The sequence below is a fragment of the Nonomuraea sp. NPDC003709 genome, from assembly GCF_040610775.1.
Classification (GTDB): Bacteria; Actinomycetota; Actinomycetes; order Streptosporangiales; family Streptosporangiaceae; genus Nonomuraea; species Nonomuraea angiospora_A.
The window spans coordinates 319,594-332,470 of the sequence record NZ_JBEXMW010000009.1 but is presented as its reverse complement, the minus strand read 5'-3'; the positions used below and the strand labels follow the sequence as shown (position 1 = coordinate 332,470).

At 74.0% G+C, this 12,877-nt stretch carries 8 protein-coding genes; 3 read left to right on the top strand and 5 right to left on the bottom strand.

Annotation, left to right across the window (positions count from 1 at the left end):
• Genes ABZX61_RS28160 through ABZX61_RS28150 form a run of 3 tightly spaced genes read right to left on the bottom strand, consistent with a single transcriptional unit; the run spans position 1 to position 4,495 of the window.
• Positions 1-3,114, bottom strand: coding sequence for an AAA family ATPase (locus tag ABZX61_RS28160; RefSeq protein ID WP_355199041.1), 3,114 nt, complete (start codon positions 3,112-3,114; stop codon positions 1-3).
• Positions 3,111-3,860 carry a nucleotidyltransferase domain-containing protein gene (locus ABZX61_RS28155; RefSeq protein ID WP_355199039.1) on the bottom strand — a complete coding sequence of 250 codons (750 nt, stop codon included), beginning with the start codon at positions 3,858-3,860 and terminating at the stop codon, positions 3,111-3,113. The genes ABZX61_RS28160 and ABZX61_RS28155 overlap by 4 nt, the downstream gene beginning before the upstream one ends.
• Positions 3,857-4,495 (bottom strand): nucleotidyltransferase domain-containing protein, encoded by a 639-nt coding sequence (locus ABZX61_RS28150; protein ID WP_355199037.1) that lies wholly within the window; start codon positions 4,493-4,495, stop codon positions 3,857-3,859. The genes ABZX61_RS28155 and ABZX61_RS28150 overlap by 4 nt, the downstream gene beginning before the upstream one ends.
• A gap of 45 nt (positions 4,496-4,540) precedes the next feature.
• Here ABZX61_RS28150 and ABZX61_RS28145 point away from each other — a divergent pair, with 45 nt between their 5' ends.
• The gene (locus ABZX61_RS28145) at positions 4,541-6,418 is read left to right on the top strand and encodes a propionyl-CoA synthetase (RefSeq protein WP_355199035.1); all 1,878 of its coding nucleotides are present in this window, start codon (positions 4,541-4,543) and stop codon (positions 6,416-6,418) included.
• 74 nt (positions 6,419-6,492) lie between these two features.
• The gene (locus tag ABZX61_RS28140; RefSeq protein WP_355199034.1) at positions 6,493-9,318 is read left to right on the top strand and encodes a hypothetical protein; all 2,826 of its coding nucleotides are present in this window, start codon (positions 6,493-6,495) and stop codon (positions 9,316-9,318) included.
• Here ABZX61_RS28140 and ABZX61_RS28135 read toward each other — a convergent pair whose 3' ends face one another.
• The gene (locus ABZX61_RS28135; protein ID WP_355199032.1) at positions 9,319-10,479 is read right to left on the bottom strand and encodes a HAMP domain-containing sensor histidine kinase; all 1,161 of its coding nucleotides are present in this window, start codon (positions 10,477-10,479) and stop codon (positions 9,319-9,321) included.
• A gap of 2 nt (positions 10,480-10,481) precedes the next feature.
• Positions 10,482-11,138: a response regulator transcription factor gene (locus ABZX61_RS28130; RefSeq protein ID WP_350734744.1), complete on the bottom strand. Its 657-nt coding sequence runs from the start codon at positions 11,136-11,138 to the stop codon at positions 10,482-10,484.
• 152 nt (positions 11,139-11,290) lie between these two features.
• On the opposite strand from ABZX61_RS28130, the gene ABZX61_RS28125 reads away from it, so the two are divergent.
• Entirely contained in the window at positions 11,291-12,730 is a 1,440-nt protein-coding gene (locus ABZX61_RS28125) for a phospholipid carrier-dependent glycosyltransferase (RefSeq protein ID WP_355199029.1), read from the top strand.
• The last annotated feature ends 147 nt before the right edge of the window (positions 12,731-12,877 follow it).

Sequence of the window (12,877 nt, the reverse complement as noted above, 5' to 3'; positions counted from 1 at the left end):
TCATTGGCAGGGCTCGTGCGCCAGCACCTGCCTGGTCAGCTCCACCCGGCTGTTCACCCCCAGTTTGGCGAACGCGTGGCGGAGGTGGCTGTCGACCGTGTGCGGCGACAGGAACAGGGCCGCCGCCGTCTCCCGGTTCGTCATGCCCTGGGCGACGAGCCGGACGACGCGTAGCTCGGAGGCCGTCAGCGCCGCCCACCCGCGCCCTGCCACCCCCCGCCGCACTCTTCCCGCCGCGGCCCCGCACGATCGGTAGACCTCGAAGGCCTCCTCCCGCCGCCCCGCCTCCTCCAGGGCCGCCGCCAGCCCGAGCGGCCGCGGGGCGCTCCGGTACAGCTCGACGGCCTCGTCCAGCCGGCCCTCCGTGTGCGCGAGCCCGGCGGCGAGGGACGTGACGCCGGGGTTGCGGCGGGCGAGGTCCCGCACGCACGCGACCACGCGCGGATCCGCCCGCCACCGCGCCGCCGTCCACGGCTCCTGCACGATCAGGTACGCCAGGGCCCCGCCATAGGACGGGCCCCCATCGGAGACGCCCATGCCCGCCGCCTCGCCGAGGAGCTCGCGCCCATGGGAGGCGCCCGTCGCCTCGCCGAGGAGCTTGTGGCCATGGGAGGCGCCCGTCGCCTCGTCGAGGAGATCGCGCCGCCACCGCAACTCCTCGGACACCAGGCCGGGCCCCTCCCCGGCCAGCTCGCGGCCCCGATCCAGGTATCCGCGTGCCGCCTCCGTCTCGTCCCGGAGGAGCGCCACATGGCCGAGGACGCCGAGCAGCGCCGGGGCCAGCGCCATCGCCGAGAGCTGCCCGGCCACCCGGAGCCCCGCCTCGGCCTCGGCCGCCGCGTCGTCGAGCCGCCCCCAGGCCAGCAGCAGCTCGGCCCTGAACCGGTGCAGCAGCGGCAGCGCCCACGCCGTGCCCAGCCGCCCGGCCTCCCGTTCGACCACCGCGTACTGGCCCTCGGCCTCCTCGAACCGGTCCAGCGCCACCATCGCCGCGCCCAGCCACAACCGCGGATGCCGGTGGGCCGCCTCACCGCCCGCCGCGTCGGCCAGCTCCACCGACCGTTCGGCGTGCCGCAGCGCGCCGTCGAGGTCGCCCCGGAACAGCGCCACGGTGGATCGCGCCTGCAACCCCACCACCTGGGCGAACACCTCGCCCTCCGCGACCGCGCCGGCCGCCGCCTCGGCGGCCGCGTCGATCTCGCCGGTCATCATCAGCGCGTGGGCCCGTACGGCCAGCAGCCGCGCCCGCTCCCGACCCGGCACGCCCGAGCGGCCCAGCACCTGGCCGGTCCGCCGGATGACGCCCCGGTCGTCGCCGATGTGCTTGAGCGCCTCGGCCAGCCCGAGCGCGACCCCCGCCTCCTCGGCCGCCGTGAGCGGTACGCCGAGGCGGTCGGCGAGCTCCCTGGCCTCACCCAGCCGCCCCGCCGAAGCCAGCAACCGCACGGCCCCGGCCACCAGCGGCGCGGTGTCGCGTGTGGCCTCCGGCGTGGTGCCTCGCGTGGCCTCCGGCGTGGCCTCTGGTGTGGTGCGGCGTGTGGCCTCCGGCGTGGTGCGGCGCGTGGCCTCTGGCGTGGTGCCTTGAGTCGCCTCCGGTGCGATGTCTCGGGGGTGGGCCAGTTCGAGGGCGCGCAGCATCAGGTCGGCGGCGGCCGAAGGGGCGGCGGCCGTCATCTCCTCGGCAGCCGCCCGCAGCTCCCGGACCGCCGCCGCGTCCCCCCGTCGGGCGCCATGCCTCAGGTGCTCGGCCAGCTCGGCTGGCGGCCGGCCTTCGGCCCGCAGCACGGACGCCGTCTCCCGGTGCAGCGCCGTCCTGATGGGCGCGCCGAGCCCGCCGTAGACGGCCTCCCGGATGAGGTCGTGCCGGAACGCCAGCCGATCCCCCTCACCGACGAGCGCGCCCGCCCTCACGGCCTCCTCCACGCGCCCGAACAGCGCCCCCGCCGTCACCCCCAGCACCCCCGCCGCCTCGTGCACCGAGAACGGCCGCCGCAGCACGGAGGCCGCCTCCAGCAGCCGCCGCGCCTCGGCGGACAGGTCGCGCAGCCGCCTCTCGACCGCCGCCACGAACCCGGCGGGCAACACCACCCCGCCACCCGCCCCGCCACCCGCCGGGCCGCTCATCCCGCCACCCGCCGGGCCACCCGCCCCGTGACTCGCCGCGCCATCCGCCCCGCGGCCCGCCCCGCCACTCGCCCCGCCACCCGCTGGGCCCGTGACCGGGTGTGCGCCGCCCGCCGCGACCTCGGCCACGCCGTCGCGCACCGAGATCCGGCCCTCGGCGCGCAGCCCCGTCAGCACCTCCTCCAGCAGGAACGGGTTGCCGCCGCTGCCCCGCACCAGCTCCAGCACCGACGGGCCAGGTGCGGCGCCGAGCAGGCGCGCGCCCAGCTCGGCCGCCTCCTCCGGGCCGAGCGGAGGCAGCGGCACGCGCCGGGCACCCTCCTCGATGAGCCGGTCCACCGCCTCCTGCTGGGGCAGCGGCCGCCGCCCCAGCAGCCACACCACGGGGGACCCGGCCAGTCCCGGTATGAGCTGCCGCAGCGCCAGGCAGGTCAGCTCGTCCGCCCATTGCACGTCGTCCAGGACGATCGCCAGCGGCCGGGTGCGCGTGAAGCGCTCGACCACCTCACCGACCCGCTCGACCACCCGGAACCCGTCACCCCCGAACCCCGGGCCCAGCGGCCCGCCATCGGAGGCGAGCGGCCCGCCATCGGAGGCGAGCGGGCGGAGGAGGGTGGACAGGGGAGCCACCCGGTCCAGCTCGGTGGCGCGGCCGAGCACCACCGCCGTCCCGCGCAGCCGCGCCCGCGCCGCGGCCTCCTCCAGCAGGCGGCTCTTGCCGATGCCCGCCGGTCCCTCCACCACCACGCACCCCGACCCCGCCGCCAGGACCCCGCCGACCACTCCGAGCGCGTCCGTCCGGCCCACCAGCTCCCGGCCGACGACTCCGAGCGCGTCCGTCCGGCCCACCAGCTCGCCGCCGACGACCCCGGGCGCGTCTGCCGGCTCCCCGCCGACGGCCTCGAGCCCGTCCGCTCTGCCCGCCGGCTCCCCGCCGACGACCCCGAGCGCGTCCGTCCGGCCCGCCGGCTTCCCGCCTGCCGACGTCACGTCAGGGAGCTCCACCCGCGCACGCGCGCCCGCACCACCAGGTCGTGCAGCGCCGCCTCCGCCGTGGCCCGCTCGGGCAGGACGGAGGAGTCGCGCGCCGCCTCCAGCGCGGCCGTCATCCGCTCCACGTCCGCCTCCAGGCCGAGCGTGGAGGGCGCGCGCACGTGCTCGGCCTCCACCTTGCGGGCGACCAGGTCCGGCAGGTACGCGGGCCCGTACGCGTACAGGCGCGTCAGGTCGGCCTCGAGCTCGCCGGTGCGCATGAGGTGCGTCCCGGTGGCCAGCACGCGGAAGGTGTAGAGCAGCGGCTTCAGCTCCAGACGCTTGGTGAAGAGCCGCCACTGCGTCCGCGCGAACCCCAGGTAGTGGTGGGCGTGGTGCCGCGTCAGGCAGCCGGGGGCCAGCGCCACCAGCCTCTCGTGCACCGGCGACGACGTCACGACCAGCGGCGACAGCAGCTGCTCCAGCACATAGCCGTTGCGCCCCAGCAGTAATCGGCAGAACTTGGCCAGGTCGTGCGTCACCAGGTCCACCTCGACGCCGTCGCGCGTCCACATCCGCTCCAGCGTCTGCGGCCCGTGCCGCAGCCCCGCCACCTCCTCCACCGGCAGCACGTGCACGCCGCGCAGGTCCACGTCGGAGTCCACCGAGGGGAACCCGTACAGGTGCGCCCCGCTCACCGTCGCGAACACCAGCGGGTACGGCTGCTCACCGGGGATCTCGGCCAGCCAATCGGGCAGCTTCACAGGTTCTCCTTTCGCACGCCGACCAGGAACTCCTCCACCCGCTCCCGGTCCGGCCGCTCGGGCAGCACGCTGCCGGCGGCGCCCACCTCGGCGGCCAGTTCGGTCCGCCAGGCGTCCACCTCCGCCCACGGCACCTCGCCGCGCCGGATCGCCAGCAGCCGCTCCCGATAGGGTCCCACCTGGACCAGCGGTTCGCCGTGGCGGATCAGGTGCAGGCCGCTGAGCAGCAGCCGGATCATGTGCATGGCCTGCTTCCACTTGGGCGCGGCCGGGTCGAGCCGGCGGAACTGCGAGTCGGCGTACCCGGCGAACGAGTGCCGCGCCCGTTCCGACAGGAAGGCCCGGCGCAGCTCGCGCAGCCGCCGCCCGGCAGGCGTGATCACCTCCACCATGGGGGACCACAGGCACTCCAGGGCGGTGGGGTTCGCCTCGAGCGCGAGGACGCAGAAGCGTTCGACCTCCCACGAGAACTGCTCGGGCAGCGGCCCGTCCCGGTGCGTCGCCGGTTTCTCCAACCGCCAGAACGCGGCCGTCGGCGCCACGAAGACGCCCCGCCGGTCGGTGTCGGAGGCTTCCGTCTCGAGTCCGTACGCCCTCGACCCCATGACGACGGTAAGGATCATGTCATCGGTCACCCGGATATCTTGCGCCATGGGCCCGTGGACTGGTCTGATCGATAAGTGAGCGGTTATGGCGAGGCTTACCGGCAGGCTTACCGGCGCAGCATCGAGCAACCCGACGAGTTCTGGTCCGAGGCCGCACTGGGGATCTCCTGGGACGTGGCGCCGGCGACCGTGACGGCCGGCGGCCGGTGGTTCCCCGACGGGCGGCTCAACACCTGCTTCAACGCGGTCGACCGCCACGTGGCGGCCGGGCGCGGCGACCAGGCGGCGCTGATATACGACAGCCCGGTGACCGGGACGGCCCGCACGTACACGTACGCCGAGCTGCTCGACCAGGTGGCCAGGACGGCCGGCATGCTGCGCGACCTCGGCGTGACGGCGGGCGACACCGTGGTGATCTACATGCCCATGGTGCCGGAGGCCGTGATCGCGATGCTGGCCTGCGCGCGGCTCGGTGCGGTGCACTCGGTGGTGTTCGGCGGGTTCGCGGCCAGGGAGCTGGCCGTGCGGATCGACCACGCCAGGCCCAAGGTGGTGCTCTCGGCGTCCTGCGGCATCGAGCCGTCGCGGGTGGTGGCGTACAAGCCGCTGCTGGACGCCGCGCTGGAGCAGGCCGAGCACCGGCCCGCCAGGTGCGTGATCCTGCAGCGGCCGCAGGCCGTGGCCGAGCTCGACGAGGGCCGCGACCTCGACTGGGCGCGGGCGGTGCGCGACGCCGAGCCGGCCGACTGCGTCAGCGTGGCCGCCACCGACCCGCTCTACATCCTCTACACCTCCGGCACCACGGGCCTGCCCAAGGGCGTGGTGCGCGACAACGGCGGGCACGCGGTCGCGCTCCACTGGAGCATGTCCCACGTGTACGGCGCCGCCCCGGGCGAGGTCTATTGGGCGGCCTCCGACGTGGGCTGGGTGGTCGGGCACTCCTACATCGTGTACGGGCCGCTGCTGGCCGGCTGCACGACCGTGCTGTACGAGGGCAAACCGGTCGGCACCCCCGACCCGGGCGCGTTCTGGCGGGTGGTGTCCACGTACGGGGTGCGCACGCTGTTCACCGCGCCGACCGCGATCAGGGCCATCAAAAAAGAGGACCCATCCGGCCTTTTCCCGAAAAAATGGGACCTGTCGGGGCTGCGTTACCTCTTCCTCGCCGGCGAACGCCTCGACCCCGACACCTATCACTGGGCCTCCGACCTGCTCGGCATCCCCGTCATCGACCACTGGTGGCAGACCGAGACCGGCTGGCCCATCGCCGCCAACTGCGTCGGCATCGAGCCGCTGCCGCTCAAGCCCGGCTCGCCCACCAAGCCCGTCCCCGGCTGGGACGTGCGCATCCTCGACCCCGGCGGCGACGAGTGCCCGCCGGGCGTGGACGGCGCCGTCACCGTCAGGCTGCCGCTCCCGCCCGGCGCGCTGCCCACCCTCTACCGCGACGAGGCCCGCTTCGCCCGCTCCTACCTGGAGCGCTACCCCGGCCACTACCTCACCGGCGACGGCGGCCACGTGGACGCCGACGGCTACCTCTACGTCATGGGCCGCATCGACGACGTGATCAACGTCGCCGGGCACCGCCTGTCGACCGGCGCGATGGAGGAGGTCATCGCCGCCCACCCCGACGTGGCCGAGTGCGCGGTGATCGGCGTGGCCGACGAGCTGAAGGGCCAGCTGCCCGTCGGGTTCGTGGTGCTCAAGGCGGGCGCCGACCGCGACCCGGCGGAGATCGAGCGCGAGCTGACCGCCCTGGTACGCGAGCGCATCGGCCCCGTCGCCGCCTTCCGCCGCGCCGTCGTGGTGGCCCGGCTGCCGAAGACGCGCTCGGGCAAGATCCTGCGCGCGACCATGCGGGACATCGCCGACGGCAACCCGTACGCCACGCCCTCCACGATCGAGGATCCCGCGGCGCTGCCGGAGATCGAGGAGGCCGTGAAGCGAACATGACGGCCCGGTAACTTCCCCCAAAAGGCCCGGCCGCACAGCGCATGATGGGACTCCCAGTCCCCGGGAGAAGGCACATGATCGAGACCCCGAGCTACGCCGATGCCCTGAGGATCCTCGGGTGCAAGGACGCCCGGCTCGTCAAGGTGGTCGGGTTCGCCGCGGCGGCGGCGCGTACCGGCTGGGCGCTGGCCGGGGCGGGGCAGCTCGCGACGGGCCTGACCGACATGCGCAACAGCATCGTCGGCTACGGCGAGGACGTCGTGCGGCGCATGCCCGAGCTGAAGAGCGGCGTCGACCGGTACACCCGCACCCAGCGGCTGGCCTCCGCGCACGCGGTGATCGTCATCTCGGCCTACTTCGAGGCGCTCGGCGAGGCGAAGCTGCCGTTCACGCTCGACCAGCTCGACCGCGGCGGCAAGATCTCGCACGGCGTGCCGACCGCCGAGCGCTTCGCCCGGCTGGTGGCGAGCCTGCTGCTGGAGCGGCTGCCCACGCCCGAGCCGCATCTGCCCTACTCCGAGACCCGCCTCGCCGTGGAACGTGCCTACCAGCGCATGTCGGAGGCCATGGCCGGATACGTGGGCGGGCTGAACGTCTGGGACGACCTGACGGTCGACGACCAGCTCCTGCTGCCCCGCATGCTGGCCGAGGGCCCGCCCGCCCGCGCGCTGCGCATCTACGACGAGGACTACCGGTCGCTGGCGCTCGACAGCCACGAGTTCGGGGTGCGCAGCCTCGTCACCGAGAAGCCGGCGCCCGCCACGGCGCTGTCGCGGGTGGCCTGGCTGCTGGCCGAGCTGGCCCCGCCCCGGGTGGGCGACCGGCCGGTCATCCACCAGGCCAGGATGGCCGCCAACGCGCTCGACCAGCCCCTCCTGCACGCCGGCAAGCTGCCCGAGGACGTCTGGCTCCCGCTGCTCGGCGAAGGCTACCTCAGCCCCCGCTTCCGGGTCGCCGAGCTGACCCGGGACGCCACTCCCGCCCAGCTGGACTGGTGGGAGGACCAGCGGCCGGTGCCCGACACCGAGGCGTTCCTGGTGGGCCACCTGACCTCGCTGCGCGCCACCCAGGCACCCCTGCTCGTGCTGGGCGAGCCCGGCTCGGGCAAGACCAAGCTCACCGAGGTGCTCGCCGCGCGGCTGGCCAGGTCGGAGTTCCTGCCGATCCGGGTCGAGCTGGCCGGTGTGTCCGCGCGGGCGGGCGTCACCGCGCAGGTCGAGCAGGCCCTCGGCACGGTGCTGGGGACGGAGGTGGACTACGCCGAGCTGGTGACGGCCGCCGACGGGGCGATGCCGGTGATCCTCCTCGACGGGTTCGACGAGCTGGTGCAGGGCGGGGTGGACCGCCACGACTACCTCGAACGGGTGCAGGAGTTCCAGACCAGGGAGGCGGAGCTGGGCCGCCCGGTGGCGGTGATCGTGACCGGCCGCACGGTGGTGGCCGACCGGATCAGGTTCCCCAAGGGGCTGCTGGGGCTGCAGCTCCAGCCGTTCGACGACGACCAGGTGCGGCAGTGGCTGACCATCTGGGACCGGCGCAACCGCGGCCTGCTCGCCCGCCGCGACCTGAAGCCCCTGCCCGCCGAGGCGGCGCTCGTCCACGGCGAGATGGCCAGGCAGCCGCTGCTCCTGCTGCTGCTGGCCCTCTACGACGCGGGCAGCAACGCGCTCCAGCGCGACCACGGCCCGCTCGGGCGCGCCCGCCTGTACGAGGTGCTGCTGCGCGACTACACCGAACGCGAGACCGGCGGCGTGCGCCGGGTGGCCATCGACCAGGAGCTGGTCCTGCTCGGTGCGGTGGCCCTGTCCATGCTGGCCGGCGGCCGCCAGGTCATCACCGACGAGGCGCTCAACCGCGACCTGCCCGCCCTGTGCCAGGGCGGCGAGGACGACCCCGGCGACCCCGATCAACCAGGGGAGGCGCGCGTCGACTGGGCGCGCAAGGCCACCGAGCGGTTCTTCTTCGTGCGCAGGAACGGGCACGCCTTCCTGCACGCCACGTTCGGCGAGTTCCTGGTGGCCTGGCTGACCATGTACGCGCTGCGCGACCTCGACCGGCGCCGCCGCCTGGCCGGGGACGAGCCGCTCGCGCTGGTGCAGGCCGTGGACGACGACCTGCTGTACGCGGTCACGTCCCACTCGTGCCTGGCCGAGCGCGGGCCGACCGTCGGGTTCATCCTGGAGCTGCTGGACGAGGTGCCCTCCGCCGTACGCGAGCGCTGCGTGGAGCTGCTGGCCGGGCTGCTGCGCCGGTCGCTGCACGAGCGGCCCCGCCGCCACTTCATCGGATTCCGGCCGGTACGCCACACGATGACCCGCCGCCTGGCCGCCTACTCGGCCAACCTCACCCTGCTCATCGTCTGCGCGTCCGAGCAGCCGGTCCGCGTGTCGTCGATCCTGTCCGGGCCCGACCACCTGGAGCAGTGGTCCTCGCTCAGCCACCTGTGGAAGGGGCAGCTCGGGCAGGAGGGCTGGACCGGGCTGGTGACCGCCCTGTCGGCGCACCGCGTGCTCGAGGACGGCAAGGAGGACGTCGTGCTCGGCGGCGCGGAGACCGGCGGCATGGGCGACGTCGTCGTCGCGGTCGCCACCGGCCACTCGGCCCGGCACCGGCGCCTGCTCGACCTGCTGGTCGCGGCGCTGGGGGAGGGCCGCTTCCTGCCGTACCGGGACCGCCTGGCCATCCTGGACGAGCTGGTGCGGACCGTGGCCGTCCGGTCGCCGGCCATGCACCGGGCCCTGGGCGCGATGTGGACCGAGGAGGGCGCGGACCACACGGAGCTGCGGCCGCTCCTGCGCGCCATGCTCGCCGACCCGGCCGACCGGGTGGGCACCTGGGAGCAGCTCGTCAAGGCGGGCGTCCCGGAGACGGCGCTCTGGGAGATCCAGGGCCTGGACTGATCAGGCCGGCTCGGAGCCGACGGGCAGCTCCACGCTGATCGTCAGACCGCCCTCGTCCCTGGGCGTGGCCGTGACCGTGCCGTCGTGCGCCTCGGTGATCACCCGTACGATCGACAGCCCCAGCCCGCTGCCCCGGTCCGAGCGCAGCCGGTCGCCGTGCAGCCGCCGGAACGGCTCGAAGATCGTCTCGATCTCGTACGACGGCACCTGCAGCCCCGAGTTGGCCACGACCAGCTCGACCTGATCGGCCCGCCGCCGCGTCGTCACCCACACCTCGCCCTTGGCGTGGTTGTGCCGGATGGCGTTCTCCACGAGGTTCTGCACCAGCCGCTCCACCAGCACCGCCTCGCCCGCCGTCGGCGCGGGGTCGAGCAGCCGGTGCATGGTCACCTCACGCTCGGCCGCCTCGGCCGCCGCCTGGTCGAGCACGTGCTCGGCCACATCCGCCAGGTCGAACGGCCGCCGGTCCAGCACCGCCTGCTCACCCTCGGCCAGCGCCAGCAGGCCGTCGATCAGGCGCTCGTGGCGGGCGTTGACCAGCAGCAGCGACTCGCCGAGCCGCTTGACGTCCTCGGTCGCGTCCGGCCGCCGCACGGCCACGTCCACGAGCGTCCTGTTGATCGTGAGCGGGGTGCGCAGCTCGTGCGAGGCGTTCGCGACGAACCGGCGCTGGCCGTCGAACGAGCGCGCCAGCCGGGCGAGCATGGTGTCGTAGACGTCGGTCAGCTCCTTGATCTCGTCCTTGGGGCCGTCGTAGCCGATCCGCTCGCTCAGGTTGTGGCTCTGGGCGACCCGGCGGGCGGTGTCGGTGACGTTCCTGAGCGGGCGCAGCACCATGCCCGCCGTCCGCCAGCCGATCCCGAACGCCACCCCGGTGCCGGCGAGCACCGCGAGCCCGCCGGCGGTGCGCAGGTTGGCGAGGACGCTGGTCTGGTAAGTGAGGTGCGTCTTGAGCGCGAACCCCCTGGCTATCTCATACCCGTCCTGGTAGCGCGGGGCGTAGAGGCTGTAGCCGTCCCGATCCACCCGGATCTCGTCGGGGGTGAACACGGAGGCCCGGTACTGGAGGCTCGTCTGGACGACGAAGTAGACGGCGGCCAGCGCGAGGGAGGCGACCACGAAGAACACGCCCCCGCTGAGCAGGGCGAAACGCAGGCGCATGCTCATGGGATGCGATACCCCGATCCCGGCACGGTCTCGATGACCTGCGGCTCGCCGAGCTTCTTGCGCAGCTTCATCATCGTGGTGCGGACCGTGTTCGTGAACGGGTCGATGTGCTCGTCCCACACCTTCTCCAGCAACGTCTCCGCCGATACCACCGCTCCCTGGGCCCGCAGCAGCTCGGCCAGCACGCCGAACTCCTTGCGGGCCAGCGGCACGTACCGGCCCTCCCTGAACACCTGCCGGTGCGCCCAGTCCAGCCGCACCCCGGCCCGTTCCAGCATGGGCGGGTCGGCCCTCCTGGCCCGCCGCCCGAGCGCGTGCACCCGCGCCACCAGCTCCTCGAACGCGAACGGCTTGGGCAGGTAGTCGTCGGCCCCCAGCGACAACCCCACCACCCGGGAACGCACGTCACTCGCGGCGGTCAGCATGAGCACCCGCACCAGCCAGCCGCGCTCGACCACGGCCTTGCACACCTCGTCCCCGTGCACCTGCGGCAGGTCGCGGTCGAGGATCAGCACGTCGTAGTCGTGCACGCCGAGCCGTTCGAGCGCCGCGTCCCCGTCGTAGGCGACGTCGACGGCCAGCGCTTCTCCGCGTAACCCCTCGGCGATCGAGTCGGCGAGCATGCGCTCATCCTCAGCGACCAAAACGCGCACCTTGCCCCCAAAAGATGTTAAATGCCCGCCAGTCTGCTCTGGCCGGCATAACGCGCGCATAACCAGAATCGGTGACGTTCAGGTTATAGGTGGCGCGCTGGACTGGCCCCCCTGAAGCCGGGATCCGCCTGGCGGTCTCGGGGGAGAAGACCATGGCGCCCACGCTCGCGGGGCCACGTGACCACGGGTTGTTCGGGTGCGTGCTCGCGCTCGCCGCCGCGCTGCGCGTGCTGGTCATGCTGGGGTACGACACGGCGCGGCTCTATTGGTACGACTCGTTCACCTACCTGGACACGGCCGTGCGCCTGCGGCCGCAGGGCGCGTTCCACCCGGCGGGCTACTCCTGGTTCCTGTGGGCGCTGCGGCCCTTCCAGAGCGTGGAGCTCGTCGCGGGGGTGCAGCACGCGATGGGCCTGGCCGTCGGGGTGATGATCTACCTGCTGCTGCGCCGCCGGTCGCTGCCCGCCTGGGGAGCGGCGCTGGCGGCGGTGCCGGTGCTGTTCGACCCGGCGTTCGTGCGCCTGGAGCACGCCGTGCTGTCGGACACGCAGGTGATCTTCCTCATCGTGGCCGCGCTGCTGGTGCTCATGTGGCGCGGGGAGGTGTCCACGCGGGCGGCGGCGGTGGCCGGGCTGCTCCTCGCCCTGGCCGGTCTGACCCGTACCGCTACCGTGCCGCTGCTCGGCCTGGCCGCCCTCTACCTCCTGCTGCGGCGGACCGCGTGGCAGGCACGGTGGCAGGCACGGTGGCGCGCGACCCTCGCCCTGGTGGTGGCGGGGGCGCTGCCGCTGGCCGCCTACGCCGGCTGGTACGCCCAGCACCACGGCAGGTTCGCGCTGAGCGGCTCGGACGGCGTCGCCCTGTGGGCCCGCACCATGACCTTCGCCGACTGCTCGATCATCAGGCCGCCCGCGGACCAGGCCGCGCTCTGCCCGAACGGCACCGTCCTGGACGCCGCCTCCGAGTACGTCTGGGACCCGCGGGCCTCGCTCAACCGCCTGCCCGGCGACCGGTTCACCCACAACGACCTGGCCAGGGCGTTCGCGCTCCGGGCCATCGCCGCGCAGCCCCTGGACTACCTGCGCGAGGTCGTCCGGGACACCTCGCTCGCCTTCACGTGGGAGCCCGTCGCCCACCCGAAGCGCATGAGCCCGACCACGGCCTTCCAGCGGGGCTCCTGGCCGCTGCCGTCCGGCCAGCCCCTCGTGGACCAGGTCAGAAAGGAGTACGACCCGGACATCCGGGGCATGCGGTCCGTCGAGCCGTTCGCCTCGATCCTGGCCGCCTACCCGTACCCGTGGTTCCTGCACGGCACGCTGTTCGGCGTCCTGCTGCTGGCCGGCGGGGCCGGCGCCGTGCTGCGCCCGCGCACGGCGCTGCTCCCGTGGTCGTTCGCGGTGTTCCTGCTCGTGGCGCCGGTGGCCGCGCTCGACTTCGACCACCGCTACGTCCTGCCCGCCATCCCCGTCGCCTGCGTGGCCGCCGCCCTGGCCGTGCGGCGGCCGGCGCCGCGCCGGTCGGGTGGTTACCCCCGTGGCTACGATCATGTTGCGCGTCCGAGAGCATCGGCGAACGGATCTCGCGCGTCCTGAAAGGCCCGGCGGCCCGCCGCGCTGCTGGTCGGGGCGCCCTCATGAGCCCGGCCGGCCATGGACGCGCCCCGGGATCGCCCCCGCCGATTCCCCCGGCTGACCCTTTTGAGGCTGACACTCCACCGGAATGTTACGTAATATCCGTAC